20 protein-coding genes are annotated in these 17960 nt (G+C 72.5%); 8 read left to right on the forward strand and 12 right to left on the reverse strand.

The window, feature by feature from the left end; translation table 11 throughout:
- Positions 1 to 8: 8 nt before the first annotated feature.
- From ACIBMZ_RS24180 to ACIBMZ_RS24190, 3 genes are all read right to left on the reverse strand, one after another.
- The gene (locus tag ACIBMZ_RS24180; RefSeq protein WP_396697412.1) at positions 9 to 725 is read right to left on the reverse strand and encodes an AIM24 family protein; all 717 of its coding nucleotides are present in this window, start codon (positions 723 to 725) and stop codon (positions 9 to 11) included.
- A gap of 70 nt (positions 726 to 795) precedes the next feature.
- The gene (locus ACIBMZ_RS24185; RefSeq protein ID WP_396697528.1) at positions 796 to 1134 is read right to left on the reverse strand and encodes a metallopeptidase family protein; all 339 of its coding nucleotides are present in this window, start codon (positions 1132 to 1134) and stop codon (positions 796 to 798) included.
- Positions 1135 to 1241: 107 nt separating this feature from the next.
- The gene (locus ACIBMZ_RS24190; RefSeq protein WP_396697414.1) at positions 1242 to 1673 is read right to left on the reverse strand and encodes an OsmC family protein; all 432 of its coding nucleotides are present in this window, start codon (positions 1671 to 1673) and stop codon (positions 1242 to 1244) included.
- Between the two features lie 161 nt (positions 1674 to 1834).
- Here ACIBMZ_RS24190 and ACIBMZ_RS24195 point away from each other — a divergent pair, with 161 nt between their 5' ends.
- From ACIBMZ_RS24195 to ACIBMZ_RS24205, 3 genes are all read left to right on the forward strand, one after another.
- On the forward strand, positions 1835 to 2584 hold the full coding sequence (locus ACIBMZ_RS24195; protein WP_396697416.1) for a hypothetical protein: 750 nt from the start codon (positions 1835 to 1837) through the stop codon (positions 2582 to 2584).
- 277 nt (positions 2585 to 2861) lie between these two features.
- Positions 2862 to 3683 carry an HAD hydrolase family protein gene (locus tag ACIBMZ_RS24200; RefSeq protein ID WP_396697418.1) on the forward strand — a complete coding sequence of 274 codons (822 nt, stop codon included), beginning with the start codon at positions 2862 to 2864 and terminating at the stop codon, positions 3681 to 3683.
- Positions 3683 to 4495, forward strand: coding sequence for an HAD family hydrolase (locus tag ACIBMZ_RS24205; protein ID WP_396697420.1), 813 nt, complete (start codon positions 3683 to 3685; stop codon positions 4493 to 4495). The genes ACIBMZ_RS24200 and ACIBMZ_RS24205 overlap by 1 nt, the downstream gene beginning before the upstream one ends.
- A gap of 50 nt (positions 4496 to 4545) precedes the next feature.
- Here the strand turns inward: ACIBMZ_RS24205 and ACIBMZ_RS24210 are convergent, their stop codons facing one another.
- A complete protein-coding gene (locus ACIBMZ_RS24210; RefSeq protein ID WP_396697422.1) occupies positions 4546 to 5154 on the reverse strand; it encodes a bacterial proteasome activator family protein in 609 nt (202 codons plus the stop codon).
- Between the two features lie 137 nt (positions 5155 to 5291).
- Here ACIBMZ_RS24210 and ACIBMZ_RS24215 point away from each other — a divergent pair, with 137 nt between their 5' ends.
- Together ACIBMZ_RS24215 and ACIBMZ_RS24220 are read left to right on the forward strand one after the other, a co-directional pair.
- The gene (locus tag ACIBMZ_RS24215; RefSeq protein WP_396697424.1) at positions 5292 to 6080 is read left to right on the forward strand and encodes an alpha/beta hydrolase family protein; all 789 of its coding nucleotides are present in this window, start codon (positions 5292 to 5294) and stop codon (positions 6078 to 6080) included.
- A gap of 79 nt (positions 6081 to 6159) precedes the next feature.
- Positions 6160 to 7365, forward strand: a complete 1206-nt coding sequence (locus ACIBMZ_RS24220; RefSeq protein WP_396697426.1) for an ABC transporter substrate-binding protein — start codon at positions 6160 to 6162, stop codon at positions 7363 to 7365.
- A 95-nt stretch (positions 7366 to 7460) separates the two neighbouring features.
- Here the strand turns inward: ACIBMZ_RS24220 and ddaH are convergent, their stop codons facing one another.
- Positions 7461 to 8294 carry a dimethylargininase gene (gene ddaH, locus ACIBMZ_RS24225; protein WP_396697428.1) on the reverse strand — a complete coding sequence of 278 codons (834 nt, stop codon included), beginning with the start codon at positions 8292 to 8294 and terminating at the stop codon, positions 7461 to 7463.
- A 59-nt stretch (positions 8295 to 8353) separates the two neighbouring features.
- Between ddaH and ACIBMZ_RS24230 the strand changes: the two genes are divergently transcribed.
- Both ACIBMZ_RS24230 and ACIBMZ_RS24235 read left to right on the forward strand, forming a co-directional pair.
- Entirely contained in the window at positions 8354 to 8812 is a 459-nt protein-coding gene (locus tag ACIBMZ_RS24230; RefSeq protein WP_396697430.1) for an Lrp/AsnC family transcriptional regulator, read from the forward strand.
- Between the two features lie 86 nt (positions 8813 to 8898).
- Positions 8899 to 10821: a beta-propeller domain-containing protein gene (locus tag ACIBMZ_RS24235; protein WP_396697432.1), complete on the forward strand. Its 1923-nt coding sequence runs from the start codon at positions 8899 to 8901 to the stop codon at positions 10819 to 10821.
- Positions 10822 to 10894: 73 nt separating this feature from the next.
- Here ACIBMZ_RS24235 and ACIBMZ_RS24240 read toward each other — a convergent pair whose 3' ends face one another.
- From ACIBMZ_RS24240 to ACIBMZ_RS24250, 3 genes are all read right to left on the reverse strand, one after another.
- Positions 10895 to 11977, reverse strand: a complete 1083-nt coding sequence (locus ACIBMZ_RS24240) for a T3SS (YopN, CesT) and YbjN peptide-binding chaperone 1 (protein ID WP_396697434.1) — start codon at positions 11975 to 11977, stop codon at positions 10895 to 10897.
- 87 nt (positions 11978 to 12064) lie between these two features.
- On the reverse strand, positions 12065 to 12322 hold the full coding sequence (locus ACIBMZ_RS24245) for a DUF6457 domain-containing protein (RefSeq protein ID WP_396697436.1): 258 nt from the start codon (positions 12320 to 12322) through the stop codon (positions 12065 to 12067).
- Positions 12319 to 12906: a molybdenum cofactor guanylyltransferase gene (locus ACIBMZ_RS24250; RefSeq protein WP_396697438.1), complete on the reverse strand. Its 588-nt coding sequence runs from the start codon at positions 12904 to 12906 to the stop codon at positions 12319 to 12321. The genes ACIBMZ_RS24245 and ACIBMZ_RS24250 overlap by 4 nt, the downstream gene beginning before the upstream one ends.
- Before the next feature lie 209 nt (positions 12907 to 13115).
- On the opposite strand from ACIBMZ_RS24250, the gene fdhD reads away from it, so the two are divergent.
- Entirely contained in the window at positions 13116 to 13970 is an 855-nt protein-coding gene (gene fdhD / locus ACIBMZ_RS24255) for a formate dehydrogenase accessory sulfurtransferase FdhD (RefSeq protein ID WP_396697440.1), read from the forward strand.
- Positions 13971 to 14054: 84 nt separating this feature from the next.
- Here the strand turns inward: fdhD and ACIBMZ_RS24260 are convergent, their stop codons facing one another.
- From ACIBMZ_RS24260 to ACIBMZ_RS24275, 4 genes are read right to left on the reverse strand one after another with little or no spacing between them, the layout of a single operon-like run.
- Positions 14055 to 14765, reverse strand: a complete 711-nt coding sequence (locus tag ACIBMZ_RS24260; protein WP_396697442.1) for a GAP family protein — start codon at positions 14763 to 14765, stop codon at positions 14055 to 14057.
- The gene (locus tag ACIBMZ_RS24265; protein ID WP_396697444.1) at positions 14762 to 16120 is read right to left on the reverse strand and encodes an MFS transporter; all 1359 of its coding nucleotides are present in this window, start codon (positions 16118 to 16120) and stop codon (positions 14762 to 14764) included. The genes ACIBMZ_RS24260 and ACIBMZ_RS24265 overlap by 4 nt, the downstream gene beginning before the upstream one ends.
- Positions 16117 to 16692, reverse strand: coding sequence for a helix-turn-helix domain-containing protein (locus ACIBMZ_RS24270; protein ID WP_396697446.1), 576 nt, complete (start codon positions 16690 to 16692; stop codon positions 16117 to 16119). Before ACIBMZ_RS24270 ends, ACIBMZ_RS24265 begins: the two co-directional genes overlap by 4 nt.
- Before the next feature lie 48 nt (positions 16693 to 16740).
- Complete coding sequence (locus tag ACIBMZ_RS24275) at positions 16741 to 17772, reverse strand: DUF4192 domain-containing protein (protein WP_396697448.1); 1032 nt, start codon at positions 17770 to 17772, stop codon at positions 16741 to 16743.
- Between the last annotated feature and the right edge of the window lie 188 nt (positions 17773 to 17960).

Consider the following 17960-nt stretch of genomic DNA (forward strand, 5'->3'; position numbering starts at 1 on the left):
GGCCGGGCTCAGCGGAACAGTCCGCCGAGCACCCCGCCCTGCTCCTGCTGGCCGCTGCCCATGACCGGCGGCTCCTCGGACGGCTGGACGACAACGAAGCCGCGCCCGGCGAAGCTCATCGTGTACGCCTCACCGGTGGTCCGTCCCAGTAGCGTGCCGAGCCCGAGCTGGTCGGCCCGGTGGTAGCCGGTCTGGAGCCCCGCCGACCAGCAGACGGCGGCCTGCGGGTCCACGTAGGTGGGCGCGTCGACGCTGAGCACGACGGGGGTGCCCCGGGTGGTGACCGCGATCCGGCCCTGCCCGGAGAAGACGCAGTTGAACAGGCCGGTGGCGGCCATGCCCGCACCGCCGACCATCTTGATGTCGTAGCTCAGCGTCGAGTCGAACGCCAGCACGCTGGACCCGTTGATGGACAGCGCGTCGCCCGGCTCCAGGTCGATGACGTGCACGTCCTTGGCGAAGTCGGCGAGGAAGACGTCACCCTGACCGGTCAGCTTCATCAGCGGCACGCCCTCGCCGGTGAGCTTCTGCTTGAGGAAGTTGCCGAGACCGCCGGAGCCGAGCGCCTGGAACTGCACCTGCCCCTGGTAGGCGACCATCGAGCCGACACGGGCCATCGCCTCGCCGTTCAGCTCGATCTTCAACATCTTGGCGTTCTGCAGCCGCATACCGGGCTGCGCGGACTCCTTCTCCAGGTTCGCCGCTGAGAACAGCTCGCTACGCATGGGTTCCTCCCGTACTCGCCGTGTCTGGCCGAGACGGTAGGGCAGCACCGCAAGGGGCCGGTTGGGTCAGTCAGCCCCAGCCGAGAGCGTGCAGGCGGTCGTCGTCGATGCCGAAGTGGTGGGCGATCTCGTGGACCACGGTCACCGCCACCTCGTCGACGACGTCGTCGTCGGTGTCACAGATCCGCAGGATCGGGTTGCGGTAGATCAGGATGCGGTCCGGGAGGACTCCGGCGTAGTCCCAGCCCCGATCGGTCAACGCGTGTCCCTCGTAGAGGCCGAGCAGGTCCTCGCCGGGCGGCGGATCGTCCTCGACCAGGATCACCACGTTACTCATCAGCGCCAGCAGCTCCTCGGGGACCTCGTCCAGCGCCTCCCCCACCAACTCCTCGAACCGCTCGCGCTCCATCTCGACCGCCACGCCCTCATTGTTCCTCACCCGGCGCGCGATCTCGCGCCTCCGAGGCCCTCCGCACGGTCGCGGGGCGCCGGAAGCGCGAGATCAGCGCGGGACGGTCAGGAGGAGAGGCGGGCGGTGAGGGTGATCTCCGCGCCGGGCGACAGCAGGCGCGAGATCGGGCAGTTCTGCTTCGCGGTCTCAGCCAGCTTGGCGAACTGCGCCTCGTCGATGCCGGGGACCTCACCGACGGTGTCCAGCTCGATGCGGGTCACCGTCATCCCGGCGTCGGTCTTGTCCAGGTGCACCGTGGCGGTGGTCTCCACCGAGGTGGCGGTGGTCCCGGCGTCGGCGAGCGCCTTGGAGAAGGCCATCGAGAAGCAGCCGGCGTGCGCGGCGCCGATCAACTCCTCGGGGTTGGTGCCCTCACCCTCCTCGAAACGGGACTTGAAGGAGTAGTTCCCCTGCAACCCGCCCTTGCCGGTACGGATCGTGCCGGAGCCCTCGGGAAGATTGCCCTGCCAGCGTGCGGAAGCGGTACGGATAGGCATGCACCTGACGCTAGTCCACCCGACGCCGGCAGGCGACCGACCAGCGAGGCCCGGCGTTGGGATCCCGAGGTCACAGGCCTGCTGTGGAATGATTCACCCGGACCCGCCGTTCCTGGGCCGTGCCATCCGGGGGCGCCCAGGCTCCGAGGAGAGGGCGAACGATGACCAACGACCTCCCCATCCCTCGTCAGGACGAACGCGCCGACGGTGCCAGCGTCCTCGAATGGGGTACGTCGGACGAACCGGCGGGCGCAAACCGCCTCCGGAGGGCCGTCGCCGGCCTCGGCCGCGACCACCGGGTACCGATGCTGCTCGCCGGGCTGGGCGCGACGGCCGCCGTCGCCTCGCTGCTCGGCGAGTGGGTGACCATGACCATCCCCACCGGCCCGGATCCGGCCAGTCCGCTGGAGGTGACCAACGGGGTCGCCGAGATCGGCGGAATGGGCACCGGCTATCTGGTCGGTCTCCTGCTGCTCGGGTGCACGGTGGCGCTCGCGCTACGCGGCACCAGGGCGGCGCAGGTCAACGCGCGGGTGGCCGGCCTGGCGCTCGCAGCCGGCATGATCGCGCTGCTCGCGGCGACCACGTCGTCGCTCGGCGACGTGACCCGCCGGGGCCTGGTCTACTACTCGGGCGAGGAGACCTTCCGCACCGAGAACGGGCGTGGCCTGTTCATGGCCTTCGCGGCCGTGCTGCTGTTCGCCGCCGCGCTCCTGCGGACCGTGCCCGCCGGGGCCGTGCCGACACTGCGGGACGAGCCGTCCCACCCGGACGATTTGGCTGCCGAGCCGACGGGACGGCGACGTTCCCGGCGCCGGTCCGCTCCGGATGACCCCGACGAGGGACGCCCGCCGGCCGACATCACCGTCACCCCGACGGTCCCCTTCGCCCGCGAGTCACCGCCCGACTGATGTCGCTGTAAGGAAGGGCACCTTACTAACGCCTGGTGTATAGGAAGGGCCCCCTCCTTACATCCCGAGCGCCGCAGCCGCGTCGGGGCCGCACGCAACAGCGGAGCGCGACACGGCCGAACGTCATCTCGCGGCGGCCGTCCGTTGGTATCCGATTCGCCGGGAAGCCATGGTTGCGACCTGTTTCCCGAGGTACGGTTGCTGCCCGCCGTCACGCCGGGTCGCCTACCGGCGACCAGTACGGCTGGCCGCGACGGCGGCGGGCGAAGGAGGAACCATGACCCGCCCGGGCCTGCCCAAGCTGATCGCCACCGACCTGGACGGGACGCTCGTCCGCAGCGACGACACCGTCTCGGCGTACACCCACGAGGTCCTCGACCGGGTGCGGGCCGCCGGTATCCCGGTGGTCGGCGCCACCGGTCGCGGCCCCCGGCTGACCGAGCTGACCCGCAACGACATCCGTGCCGCGGACTTCCTGGTGCTGGCCGGCGGCGGCCGGGTGGTGGACCAGAGCGACCCGACCGGGCCGGTGGTGCTGCGGGACGAGCGCCTCGGAAGCGAGGTGCTGGCCGGTCTGCTGGCCGACCTGGAGGTCGCGGTCGGCCCGCTGACGGTGATGGTCGAGGCCTCCGACGAGCACGAGGCGCCGCTCTGGGGCGACTACCACCCGGACTGGCCCTACCAGGACCGGTTCGAGGTGCGCACCCGTGACGAGTGCCTCGCCGGTGACGTGATCAAGGCCTTCGCGCGTACCGCCGACCACCACGTCGACGAGTTGCTGGCGGTCGCCCGGGAGATCGTGCCGCCGCACCTGGCCACGGTCACCCAGGCCGGGCTCGGCTTCGTCGAGATCTGCCCGCCCGGGGTGGACAAGGCCTCCGGCCTGACCGTGGTCGCCGAGACGCTCGGCGTGGACCCGGCCGAGGTGCTGGTCTTCGGCGACATGCCGAACGACCTGCCGATGTTCGAGTGGGCCGGCTGGGCCCGGGTGGCCGTCGCCAACGCACACCCGAGCGTGCGCGCCGCCGCCGATGACATCACTCTGCGTAACGACGACGACGGAGTCGCGGTCTACCTCGACCGGCTACTGTCCAGGTGATGGACGCGACACCCGGCCTGATCGCCACCGACATCGACGGCACGCTGCTCCGCGACGACCGCACGCTCAGTGCACACACCGCCGCGGTGCTGGCCCGGATCTCCGACCAGGGCACGCCGGTCGTGTTGGTCACCGGCCGTCCGATCCGCTGGCTCCGACTCGTGTACGACCAGCTCGCCGCGCCGGTGCCGGCGGTCTGCGCCAACGGTGCGGTGGTCTACGACCCGGTCGACGACCAGGTGCTCCGCGCCGACCCGCTGGCTCCCGAGCTGCTCACCGAGGTGGCCCAGCGGCTGCGGGCGGAGGTGCCGGGCGTGAGCCTCGCGGTGGAGATCGTCGACAGCCGGGAGATGCGGCACGAGGCGCACTATCCGGTGCGTTGGGAGGCCGGTGACGCGGCGATCCGGGTGGTGGACAAGCCGGAGGAACTGCTGTCGATGCCGGCCGTGAAGCTGCTGGTCCGGGCGGGCGACCAGGATCCGGACCGGTTCACCGAGTTGATCTCGGCCGCGCTGGCGGGGCTGGCGGAGGCCACCCACTCGTCGAACTCCGGGCTGGTGGAGGTCTCGGCGGCCGGGGTGACGAAGGCGGCCGGGCTGGCCTGGTACTGCCACCGGATCGGGGTGGACCCCGCCGACGTACTGGCCTTCGGCGACATGCCGAACGACGTACCGATGCTGGCCTGGGCCGGTCGAGCGGTGGCGGTGGCCAACGCGCATCCCGCCGTGCTGGCCATCGCCGACGACGTCACCTCGACGAACTCCACCGACGGCGTGGCCGCGTACCTGGAGAAGGTCTTCGGGGCCGACTGACGGCGCGGCGCGGCGTGCGACCCGGTGAGGTCGCACGACGCGCGCGGTGGTCAGAGGTACTGACCGGTGCTGTGTCCTTCGCCACCGCCGGGCTGGCCCATACCCGGCATGCCGGGCAGCACCGCTGCGCCCCCGGGGCCGCTGGGCAGCGCCTGCCGGCCGGAACGCATCTGTTCGAGCTGCACCCGCGCGGCCATCTGCTGCGCCACCAGGGCGGCCTGGATGCCGTGGAACAGCCCTTCCAGCCAGCCGACGAGCTGGGCGTGGGCGATCCGCAGCTCGCCCTCGCTGGGCGCCTGGTCCTCGGCGAACGGCAACGAGAGCCGTTCGAGCTCCTCGCGCAGCTCCGGGGCCAACCCTTCCTTCAGCTCGACGATCGAGCGCTCGTGGATCTCCCGCATCCGGTGCCGGCTGGCGTCGTCGAGCGGGGCCGCCTTGACCTCCTCCAGGAGCTGCTTGATCATGCTGCCGATCCGCATCACCTTGGCCGGCTGCTCGACCAGGCGCGCCGGGTCCTCGCCGGGACCGTCGTCGGTCTGCACGGTGCCGACCGGTCGGCCGTCCGGCCCGACCACCACCACCGTGCCGGAGTGCCCGGCACCGTCCCGGCCAGGCTCGTCGTTCTGTCCAGCTGAGTGTGCTTCGGTCATGGCACCCATCTTTACCCAGGCTCCGTCGTCCCCGCCCGTCGGCCCGGTACGCAAGTGCGCGCACGGCCCATCCGCCGCGTGGTGCACAGGTCACCGCGCGTCCCACCCGGCACCGGGTCCGGCCCGTCGCGCGCTACGGTCGGCCGATGACCTCCGACCCGCGAGCCGTGCTGACCCGGCCCGCTCCCGCCCCGGACGTCACCGTCGCCTACGGCGCGCACCCCGACCAGGTCGCCGACCTGCGCCGGCCGGTCGACACCGGGACGCCCCGACGGCTCGTCGTCGTGGTGCACGGGGGCTTCTGGCGCCACGAGTACGACCGGCGGCACACCGACCCGCTGGCCGCCGCGCTCGGTCATCCGGTGGCCCAGGTGGAGTACCGGCGGACCGGGCGACCCGGCGGCGGTTGGCCCGGTACGACCGACGACGTGCTGTCTGCGGTGACCGCCCTGCCCCGGCTGGCGGCCGAGGCGCTGCCCGGGTCGGTGACGCCGACGCCAGCGGTCCTGGTCGGTCATTCGGCCGGTGGACACCTCGCCCTGCACGCGGCCCGGCACGTCCCGGAGGCGGTGGCCGGAGTGCTCGCTCTCGCGCCGGTCGCCGACCTCGCCGAGGCGTACCGGCTCGACCTGGACGGGGGTGCGGTGGCGGCCCTGCTCGGCGGCGGTCCGGCCGACGTACCCGACCGGTACGCGGCTGCCGACCCACGATCCGTGGTACCGCTCCCGACACGCACCGTAGTGATGCACGGCACTCTCGACGAACAGGTTCCGGTCGCCATGAGCAGGGCTTACGTGGCCGCAAACCAGGCGGCAGGGGCCGATATGCGCCTTGTAGAGCTATCGGGATGTGAGCATTTCGGGCTCATCGACCCCGAGGCGGCGGCCTGGCCCAAAGTAACCAGCGCGTTGCGGTCTCTTGGCGAAGATCATTAATCATTGACGCAGCGTCGCGAAGCAGGTAGAACGCCGATGGGGCGCACCCGCCCAGGCAACGCGTGTTGAAGGGAACCCGGTGTCGCAGATGAACCGCAGGCGAGCACTACAGTTGCTGGCCGCGCTCGGAACAGGGAGCCTCGTCGCCGCGTGTGGCACGGACGGCGACGAGGGGACCACCACCGTCACCGGCGGCAGTCCGATCAAAATCGGTCTGATCGCGCCGCAGGCCGGCGTGAACAAGGCCATCGGCGACGAACTCACCAACGGCTTCCAGCTCTATCTCGACCTCAACGACCGGAGTCTCGGCGGACACCCCGTCGACCTGGTCGTGGCCGACGAGGGAGACACCGTGAAGTCCGGCCAGGCCGCCGTGAGCCGGCTGCTCGAAGAGAACGTGCTCGCGATGACCGGCGTCGCCAACTCCGCCGTCATGTTCGGCATCCGGGACGCGATCGAGCAGGCCCGGGTGCCGCTGATCGGCTCCAACGCCTCGCCGCCGAGCCTGCAGAGCGTCGTCTACATCTGGCGTACGTCGTACGTGCTCGACGAGGCGGGCCGGGCGCTCGGTCGCTACCTCAAGGACGAGCTGGGTACGGCCGACCGGGTGGCCATCATCCTCCCCGAGGGCGGTGGCGGCGGCGAGGACGTGCTGCGCGGCTTCCGCCAGGAGTTCGGCGAGACGGACCCGAGGATCTCCGACCCGGTCATCTGGACCACCGGCAGCCCGAACCCCGGCAAGACGGCCTTCGCCAGCGACATCAGCCAGGCGCTGAGCCGCAGCCCGTCGACGGTCTTCTGCTTCTACTCAGGCACCGCCGCCGTGGAGTTCGTGATGCAGTTGCGCGACGCCGGGTTCCGCGGCCGGATCTACGCGCCCGGATTCCTCACCGAGGGCACGGTGCTGGAGAGCATCCGCCCGGCCAACGACGCGCTCGGCATCCGGACCGCCCTGAACTACTCCGCCGACCTGAACAACGCGGCGAACCGCCGCTTCGCCTCGGCGTACCGCAAGAAGCACAACGCCTCGCCCACCACGTACGCGATGGCCTCCTACGACGCGGCCAAGGTGCTCGACCAGGCGATCCGCCTCGCCGGTGAGACGCCCACGGCGCAGGAGGTGAACCTGGCCCTGGGTCGGATCGGGCAGATCGACAGCCCGCGCGGCGCGTGGCAGTTCAACCAGCCGCGTACCCCGCAGCAGAAGTGGTACCTACGCGAGGTGCAGCGCGACGGTCAACTGCTCTCCAACGTCATGGTCAACGAGTTGGCCACGCTCGGCTGATTCGACGCAGGAGTCGGGGCCGGCCCGGTGCGACGGCCGGCCCTTCCGCGTCGGACCGGCCTGTTCCGGGTCAGACCGGCCTGTTCCGGGTCGGGTCAGGGTCGTAGCTCGGCGACGCAGCACTTCACGCTGCCGCCGCCCTTCTTGAGTTCGGCCAACTCCACCGGCAGCGGCGTGTAGCCGGCCGCCTTGAGTCGGCCGGCGAGCCGGGTCGCCTCGCTGTTGAGCACCACGTTCGCGCCGTCGCTGACCAGGTTCAGCCCGAACGACAGCGCGTCGTCGTCGGCCGCCACCACCGCGTCGGGGAAGAGTTGGGCGAGCACCCGCTGGCTGGCGGCGGAGAACGCACCCGGGTAGTAGACGACGTTGCCGTCGTCGATCGAGGCGAGTGCCACGTCCAGGTGGTAGAAGCGCGGATCGACCAGGTGCAACGACACCACCGGCCGGCCGAGCGCCTCCTGCGCCTCGGCGTGCGCGGGCAGTTCGGTGCGGAAGCCGTACCCGGCCAGCACCAGCCCGCCGTGCGCCTCCGGCAGGTACGCGAAGTCACCCTCGCCCTCGTTGGTCTCGTTCGGCGCGATGAACCGCCAGCCCTGCGACTCGTAGAAGGCCCGGTGTGCGGCGGCCTCGGCGGCCCGCTGCGGGTGCTTGAACCGCGCCCCGTAGGCCGTGCCGTCCACCGTGAACGCGCCGTTGGCGGCGTAGACCATGTCGGGCAGGCCCGCCTCGGGAGCCAGCAGGTGCACCTCGTGGCCGAGGCCCACCAGGGTCTCCCGCAGGCGGTCCCACTGCTTGACCGCCAACTCCGGGTCGACCGGGGCGGTCACGTCCATCCACGGGTTGATCGCGTACTCGACCGCGAAGCGCTCGGGCGAGCACATGAGATATGTCCGCTTTCGCGGCACTCGCTGCTGGTTCACGGTGACCAAGGGTAGGTAGGGTGCCACTTTAGTAACAGCCGCAAACATTGCTTCTCAGGAGCAGAACATTGCAGATCGACGCCGTCGACCAACGAATCATTGCGCTGCTCGTCGCAGACGCTCGCGCCTCGTACGCCGACATCGGCACCCGGGTGTCACTCTCCGCTCCGGCGGTCAAGCGACGGGTCGACCGACTGCGGGCGGCCGGGGTGATCCGCGGATTCACGGCCATCGTCGACCCGGCCGCCGTCGGGTGGACCACCGAGGCGTTCGTCGAGTTGTTCTGCGCCGGCCGCACCACCCCGGCCCAACTCGGTGCGGCGGTACGCCGGCACCCCGAGGTCGTCGGGGCGTACACCGTCTCCGGCGAGGCCGACGCGCTCGTCCATCTGCGGGCCGCCGACATCGCCCACCTCGAAGAGGCCCTGGAACGGCTGCGGGCCGAATCGTTCGTCACCTCCAGCCGCAGCACCATCGTCCTCTCCCGGCTGGTGGAGTCACCCGGCGTCGGCCCCTCCACGAGCTGAACCCGCCGTCCACACCGCTCACCCGCTTCGTCGGCCGATGCGACCGTTCGGGGAACCGGAGCGCCGGACGCCGCGTCGAAGCGCGCATGACACGGGGAATCAAGGCCACCGCGGCCGGCGGCACGCTGGTCGCGGTGGCGCTGCTCGCCGGCAGCATGTCGGCACCACCGGTCGTGCCGCTGCCCATCGGCACCGGGGACCCGCAGACGGTGCCGGTCGGCCTGGTCTCCTTCGACTCCTGCGCGGACGCCCTCGCCGAACTACGCGCGGCAGCCACCGCCTCGGTCGGCCCGTACGGCTTCGGCGGCGGTTGGCGCACGCTCAGCGATCGGGGCGGCGCTCTCGGAGCCGGTGCCGTGGCGAAGGGCGCCGAAGCCGCCGCAGCGCCGCTGGGAGCCGCGCCGGAGCACTCGACGACCAACAACCACGAGGTCGGCGTCGACGAGCCGGACCTGGTCAAGACCGACGGCCGGCGGATCGTCACGACCACCGGCGGCGTCCTGCGGGTGGTCGACCCGGCCAGTCGGCGGATCACCGGCGAACTCGACCTCGGCGACGGCGACGAGCGTCTGCGCTTCACCGATCAACGGCTGCTGCTGCTCGGTGACCGGGCGCTGGTCCTGACCGAGGCCACCCGCGAGACGCCCACCGGTGTCGCGCGCCGGATCTGGGGTCCGATCGGTGACACCCGGCTGGTCCTGGTCGACCTCTCCGGCGCGCCCAGAGTGCTGGGGACGTACCGCGTCCAGGGCCGGACCGTGGACGCCCGGCTGACCGGCGCGACGGCCCGGGTGGTGGTCAACTCGGCACCCCGCCTGGAGTTCCCGTTCGACCGCAGCGGTACCGACCGGGAGCGGACCGCGCGCAACCGTGCCGTCATCGCGCGGGCGGGCATCGAGGCGTGGCTACCCGAGTACGAGTGGACGGCGGGCGCCGAACGGCACACCGGACGGATCGGCTGTGACCGGCTCAGCCGTCCGGCCCGGATGACCGGCACGTCGACGCTGACCGTACTCAGCTTCGACCTGACCACCGACCGCCTCGGCGACGGCGACCCGGTCGGCGTGGTCGCCGACGCGAGCACCGTCTACGGCACCGCGACCAGCCTCTACCTCGCCGGTGCCCGGCCGGTGGTCGCCACGGCCCGCTGGCGGCCGTCCGCGACCGACGAGGTCACCGAGATCCACCAGTTCGACACCGCGGTGCCGGGGCGTCCCCGCTTCGTCGCCTCGGGCAGCGTGCCCGGCTGGCTGATCAACCAGTACGCGCTGTCGGAGTGGGACGGGCACCTGCGGGTGGCCACCACCACCGGCGACGTCTGGGGCGGCGGTACGCAGGAGCGGACCTCCGAGTCCGCGGTACGGGTGCTGCGCCGCGAGGGCGGATCGCTGGTGTCCACCGGTACGGTCGACGGGCTCGGCCGGGGTGAACGGATCTACTCCGTGCGCTACCTCGGCCCGTCGGCGTACGTGGTGACCTTCCGGCAGACCGATCCGCTGTACTCGTTGGACCTGACCGACCCCACCGCGCCCCGGGTCACCGGCGAACTGAAGATCACCGGGTACTCGGGTTACCTGCACCCGCTGCCCGAGGGACGGTTGCTCGGGGTGGGCCAGGAGGCCGACACGCGGGGTCGTACCCAGGGCGTGCAGGTGTCCCTCTTCGACGTACGCGATCCGGGCCGCCCGTACCGGCTGGACCAGTGGCACCTGCCCGGGGCGTCGTCCGAAGCCCAGTACGACGCACACGCCTTCCTGTACCGGCCGGACAGCGGCCTGGTGGCCCTGCCGGTGCGGACCGGGGTCCGACTGCTGCGCGTCGGCGACGACACCATTCGCGAGATCGGCGAGGTGACCCACCCGACGACGGATCGCGAGAGCCGCCGGATGTCCTCCCTGGTACGCCGCTCGCTGGTGGTCGGTGACGTGCTGTGGACCGTCTCCGACAGCGGCCTGCGCGCCACCGACCCGGCCACCGCACGCAGCGTCGGCTGGATCGCGACGACCTGAACCTTCCTCCCCGCGCGGGTGGGGCCCGGTTTCTCGGGGTTTCCGGGTCCCACCCGCCACTACCGCTGACGCCTCAGAGGTACATGCCGGTGCGGTGCTCGCCCCGTCCCGGCTTGTCCCCCTCGCCGAAGAAGCGCTTCCCACCGAACTCGCCGTGCAGGCGGTCGTCCAACTCGTCCGCGAGGCCGGTCATCACCTGCACGGCGAGCATCAGATGGGTGGGTTGGAAGTTCCGGCCGAAGACCGGGATGGAGGCCCACACGGTGTCGTCGGCGCAGTAGAGCCGACCGATCGGCATCCGGTTGGTCAGCTCGGAGAGCTTGACGTACAACCGCTCGGTGGGCTCGACCTCGGTGAGGACCGGGGAGAAGACGTCGACCAGCGGCGGATTGTCCCGGACGCGGACGAAGACCATCGCCGAGCCCGCGCGGATGTTGATGTCGCCGTCGGAGTCGACCTGGACCCGGTCGGAGTCCGACTTGAGCATGGTGGAGACGACGGTGCGTACCCGCTCGGCCAGGTCCAGCACCTCGGTCTCCGGGCTGTCCCCACCGGCGGCGGCCAGCGCCTCCTCCAGCTCGGTGCCGATCTCCCGCGCCAGGCCGAACTCGCTGCGCGCCGTGCCCAGCGGCGGACCCGTCAACGGCTCACCCTCGGCGTCCTCGATCTGGTAGACCAGGAACGCGGGATGCGGTGCGCCGTAGATGTCCCGCAGCGTGCGGGAGAGCACCGCCGCCAGCCGGGTGGCCTCGTCGACCCCGCAGTGCAGGCCGAACTGGTCGCCGGAGCCCTCCACCACGCCGGGCGGCGACCAGCCCAGCGCCACCATGTCGGCGACGGCTGCGCGGTCCAGCCGGTATCCCTGCGGCAGGGTGGCGTTGCCGACCGCGCGGGCGTTGAGTCGGCCGTCCGTACCGACATCGGTCCCGACGGCGTAGATCGCGTCGTCCGTGCCGGAGGCGGTCGGGTCGAGCGTCAGCTCCACGCTCGCCCCCGCCGGCAGGTCGACCAGCCGGTCGGCCAGCGCCCTCGCGAACTCCCGCCACGCCTGGGTCACCTTCGCCCGCAGGTCGGCCGTGGTCGGCTCGTCGAGCAGGATCGACTCGTGGGGATGCGCCGGCGTGCCGGGCGGCGCCGAGGGGTGGTCTGCCGTCATGATCGCCTCCGTCCGTTCCGGTCACCCTACCCAGCCGCCGTATCGGTCGGCGCAGCCCGGACCGTGATCGGACAACCCCCGATGCGGTCAGTCCGCCGGCCGGTGACCGCCCAGCTCGACCGGCCAGGTGCCGGCCAGGTCGGCGAGCCGGGACGCCGCCGCGACGGGATCGGCGCCACGCCCGACGGCCAGCCCGAGCAGGTACGCGGTGACCGGAGCACCCGGACGGACCACCTGGTGGGCCACGTCCCGAGCCAGGTCGAGCACGGTCGGCACCGGCACCTGGGCCGGCTCCAGCCCCAGTTCCGCACAGGCCGCCGTCACCCAGTCGTCCAGCACCGTCATCGCGCCCACTCCTCCGCCCGGCGTACGTCACCGTCAGTGTCGCAGTCGAACCACGGCGGTGGGCCGCCGCCGGACCACGTCACCTCGCGTACGACGAGCCCGGCGAGCAACTCCCGCAGCGGTGCTCCGGCATACCGCCCGGCGAGCCGGTCCAGCGCCGCACGCAGGGCGTCGGTACGCCACACCCCGCACAACGTCTGCCGCCGCCCCGAGGCGTCCACGAAACACACCCCGTCCGCCTGCGGTGCCGTGTCCAGCTCACCCAACAACTCACCGACGGCGGGCCGGGTCAACAGCGGCAGGTCGGCGGCGAGCAGCGCGACGACCGGTACACCCGGTTCGAGCCGGGCCACTCCGGCCGCGGTGGCGGCGACCGGGCCGCCACCGGGCGGCGACTCCCGGGCCGGGAGCACCCCCGCCGGGGTCGGCCCCGGACCGACCAGGATGCGGGGCGTCGCGTCGGCGACGGCGGCGAGCACCCGTTCGCGCATGGGTACCCCACCGACGGGCAGCGCCGGTTTGTCCCGCCCACCCATCCGGCGCGCGGCCCCGCCCGCGAGCACGATCGCCGCGTACGTCGTCACCGGGTCACGGTAACCCGGGCGGAAGCGGCCCGGTTCCCGGCGCAGCCCGGCGACCGGGTGGCGGCTCGGCCGGGGCGCGCGGGACGGGCGCAGCGGTGAGATGCGGCGGCGGGCGCGGGGGCTGGGGAGGCTCGACCGGGCGGCTCGGGGCTGGGGCCGGGTGGAGCGGCGACGTGCGGCGGGGTGTGCGGGCGGGGCAGGATGGCGGGGTGGGACGGGCCAGTGACCGACGCGAGGTGCTCCGCGTCGACCTCGACGCGGCGGACACCGGACGGATCCGGGTCCGCCGACCGGACACGCTCGCCGCCGAGGAACCGCTGGAGATCCGGGTCGGGCCGGCCGGTCCGGACCGACGCCGCCCGCTCTCGGTGACCATGCGGACCCCCGGTGCCGACCTGGATCTGGCGCTCGGCTTCCTGTTCACCGAGGGGCTGATCCGCGCGGCGGACGACGTGTCCACCGCGCAACTCTGTGCCGGCACCGACACACCGAACACCTACAACGTGGTCGACGTGACCCTGGCTCCGGGCGTGCCGTCGCCCGGCGCCGAGACGACCCGGCACTTCCATACCACCAGCGCCTGCGGGGTCTGCGGCAAGGCGAGCATCGACGCGGTCCGTACCCGGTCCCGGTTCGACGTGGCCGCCGACCCGCTCACCGTTCCCGCCGGGGTGCTGGCCCAGCTTCCGGAGCGGCTACGGGCCGGTCAGCGGGGCTTCGACCGGACCGGCGGTTCACACGCGGCGGGGTTGTTCTCCGCCGACGGCGAGTTGCTGGTGCTGCGCGAGGACGTGGGTCGGCACAACGCGGTGGACAAGGTGATCGGCTGGGCGGTCCGCAAGCGCCGACTGCCGCTGGCCGGGCACCTGCTGCTGGTCTCCGGCCGCGCCAGTTTCGAGCTGACCCAGAAGGCGTGGATGGCCGGGCTGCCGCTGCTCGCGGCGGTGTCGGCGCCGAGCACGCTCGCGGTCGACCTGGCCGCCGAGGCCGGGCTCACCCTGGTCGGCTTCCTGCGCGGCCGGACGATGAACCTCTACACCGGCGTCCACCGGGTGACCGACTGACCGTACCCGCCGCGCATCCGGCCGCCACCCGGCGCAGGACATCGGCCGCCGCTTCAGGCTCGGTGGATGGTCACCGCCCGGCGATCAGCGGTTGGCCAGCAGCTCGAACAGCTCCAGCCGGACGGCGGCGTCACGGGCGATGAGGAAGCCCGCGATGCCCAGGACCCAACCCAGCATGCTGCCGGACGAGCGCACGATCCACGCATTGAGGCGGGCCAGCAGCGGCTCGATCTGCCGGGGCCAGGCCACCCGCGCGGCCAACAGCACCAGCGCCGGCAGGACCATCACCAGGCAGTACCCCGCCAGCAACGCGACCACCTGCGGCACGTTCAGGCCCGAGGTGGTCAGCAGACCCAGGGCACCCAGGTACGGCAGCATGGTCGCCACCTCGGCCAGCGCGGCGAACACCGCCAACCCGACCAGCCAACGCGCCGACGAGTCACCGGACGTCGCCCGGTCCCGCCAGCGCAACACCCGACCGCCGCCGCCACCGCGCTTGCCGTCGTAGCGGAAGCTCAGCACGAACAGCCCGACACCGAGCGCGAGTTGCCCCCACAGCACCGGGCGGTTGTCCAGTGCACCACCCAACAGCTCGGCGAGCCCGCTGCCCCCGAAGTAGAGCAACAGCCCGACCAGGAAGTAGAAGCAGGCGATGGTGCCGAGGTAGGTCGACACCCGCCCGACGCGAACCGGCCCCGGAGCGAGCAGCAGCCAGACCGGGATGAACAGGGTGCCGATACTGGTGCTGTCGACGAGCGCCAGTCCCGCGAGCGACAGCAGTAGCGCGACACTCATGCCGGATCCACGGTATGCAGACTCATCCGCTGATTATCGGTGGGCCCGTCCACCGGCCGCCCGGGTAGCGCGCCCTGCCGAGCATGCGGGACGGCCTCCCGGAGTCCGGGCGCGGGTCGGCCCATGGTGCGCCAGGGTCCACCGAGGAGCGGGGCCAGGACCACCAGGAGGTAACCGGTGCCGGCGGCGACGAGGGTGGCCGTGGTGCCGACGTGTTCGCTGGCGAAGCCCGCCCCGAGCGCGCCGAGCGGGATGGCGGCCCAGGCGACCGCGCCGATCACGCCGTACACCCGGGCCCGCATCCGGGCCGGTACGCGTTCGAGCTTGATCGCGCCGATCATGGGGTTGATCGCCCCGGCGGCGAAACCGGCGCTCGCGAACACAGCGAGCAGGACCGGCAACGGCAGCCCGGCGGCCATCGCCCAGAACGGCGGCGGACCGGCCACCGCGAAGGCCACCACGAAGGTGACCCGGCGGGGCAGCCGGTGCCCCACGGCGCTGAACACCAACGAGCCGGCCAGGGCACCGCCGCCCATGGCACCGACGAGCAGCCCGAGGGCCGCCGCTCCACCGAGGTCCCGGTGCGCGACGACGGGTAGCAACACGGTGGTCTTGGTCGCGTCGAAGAAGTTGGTCACCAGCACCAGCAGGACCAGGACCCGCAGCAGCGGCTCGGCGAGCAGGAACCGGACGCCGGCGGCGAACTGCCGCCAGTAGCCGGTGTCGCCGCCGGTCGTGGGCCCGTCGACGTTCGCGGTCCGGTCGGCACCGGTCTGGAGGGTCGACGGCACCAGTACGGCGACGACCACGGCGGACAGCACGAACGTGACCGCGTCGAGGACCAGCACGGGCAGCGCTCCCAGGGTGGCGACCAGCAGGCCGGCCACCGGTGCGCCGAGCAGTCGGGCACCCCGCTCGGTCGCCTCGAACCAGCCGATCGCCCGCTCGGTGGGCAGACCGGCGGCGCTGGCCGCCTCGGGCAGCAGGGCGACCCGGGCGGTCTGGCCCGGCGTGTCGAGCAGCCCGCTGAGGAACACCAATGCGAGCAGCGCCCAGAAGGGCAACCCGACCGTGGCGTGCAGGAGAGGGATCGCGGCGACCGTCAGGCAGGAGACGAGATCGGCGAGCACACTCGCACGGCGGTAGCCGATCCGGTCGACCAGGACTCCGCCCAGCGCGCCGCCGAGCACGATCGGCGCGGTCGCGACGGCCCCGGTGATGCCGGTGGCGGCGGCCGAGCCGGTCTCGGCGAGTACGTAGAGCGGCAGCGCGATGATCGTGAGCATGTTGCCGGTCAGCGAGACCGTGTGCCCGACCAGCAGACCGACAAGTGGCGTGCGGGACGCGCGGCTCATTCGGGCCGCCGGAACGCGTGGTAGATCAGCGTGACCGGGCGGGCGTCGGCCCGGTCCGGGTCGCTGCGCTCCCTCCAGCGCGCGGCCAGCGCCTCCAGGTCGGCCCGCAGTTCCCGCAGTTGGGCAGCGGTGAGGTGGTAGGCGTTGTCGCTGCTGGCGGTGCCGCGTACCCACTCCGGCTCGAAGGTCGCCTCGGCGGCGAGGTAGCTGTTCAGCGCTGCCTGGTACCGCTCCAGCACGGCACGCCGCAGCAGGTCCGAGGCGACCTTCCGCTCCGGGTCGTCGAGTGTCTCCAACGGCTCCCAGGAGGTGGTGGCGTGCGCGGCCCGCCACCACCGCTCGCGACGGTTGCGCGCACACTCCGGGGCCTCCTGCACGAAGCCGTGCTCGGCGAGCTTGCTCAGGTGGTAGCTGACCGAGCCGACCGCCTCGTCGACGACGTCGCTGAGCATCCCGACGCTCTGCGGCCCCCGCAGCCGCAGTTCACCGAGGAGCCGTAGCCGGGTGGGGTGGGCGAGAGCCCGCATGGCACGGGGGTCGGTCAGGTGCAGCACGGGCTCGTCGTTCGGCATGCCGCCACCCTAGACGTACAAGAAATGACGTACAAGACTTCTTGTCAATCATCGCGGACGGCGACGGGATCGCCGCCCGCCCCGCCGCAGCGCCTTGGGTGATCTCGGCCAACCGTCCAGGCGTGACGGCGGCACTCCCCGACGGAGCAGGTCGTCCAGGAGCAGGGCGAGTGAGTAGTCCGGGTGCTCGGCCAGCACCCGCTCCAGCGCCACCGCCGCCAGCGCGCCCTGCCCCGCGCGCCACGCGGCGAACGCCAGCAGAGCGCCCGGCGCGGCGGACAGCTCCGGCTCGGCCCGGCGCACCAGGTCGGTCCAGAACGCCACGTCCTCGTCCCGGCCGTCGGTGTGTTCCCAGGCGTGGTCCCGCACCGGCAGGTGGGTCAGCAGCAGGCAGAGCCACGCCACCTCGTCGTCGGTCAACGGCTCGCCGTCACGGTGCCGACGTCGAGTGACCCGCAACGCCGCCACCCCGGCCGTCCGCAGCGCCCGGCCGCCGAGCAGGTCGGCCGGGGGCGCCTCGGCCAGCAGGTCGGCGAAGCGCCGCTCAGCCCGTTCGGCGGCGCGCGGCATCTCCGGCCCACCGAGCGGGGCAACCGCTGCGACGAGAGCGGCCCGGTCCGGCAGCGCGACCTGGCCGGCGAAGACCGCCGCAGCCGGCACCGCACTGACCTCCGGGTCGTACGGGGTGCCCTCGGGCGGGCAGCACTCCGGCTCCTGACAGACGTACGACCACCACCGGCCACCCGTGACCCGCAGCGCGTCCAGCACGGTGAGCCCGGCGTCGGCCAGCGCCACCCGGACCGCGTCCACGGCCGGAGTGACCCGGGCGGCCGGACCGTACCCGATGGCCGTGGCCGAATCGGCGCCCTGCCGAGCGGTCACCGCGGCGATGTGCTCCGCCGACTCCTGCGGATCGCCCTCGCCGGGCAGGTCCGTCCGAGCGGCGAAGACGATCCGCGAGCCGGTCAGCGCCACCACCACGACGCTGTCGGTGGGGTGGAAGCCGAGCAGGTACGGCACGGCCGCGATGAGGTCGGCGGGCGATCTGACGGTGAGCCGGGGCAGGTCCGTGGAGTTCATGCGGCCAGCCTGCGAGCGGACCGGTTCCCGCCGCCGCCCCTGTGGACGACACGCGGGTTATCCACAGTCACCGTGCGCATTCTCCCAGCTCAGCGCGATTCGCCTGATTCCCGCACGCTGCGTACGGATGTAAGGAGGGGACCCTTCCTATACACGAGGCGTTAGTAGGGGGCCCTTCCTTACTCCCG

The organism is Micromonospora sp. NPDC049900, assembly GCF_044461025.1.
Classification (GTDB): Bacteria; Actinomycetota; Actinomycetes; order Mycobacteriales; family Micromonosporaceae; genus Micromonospora.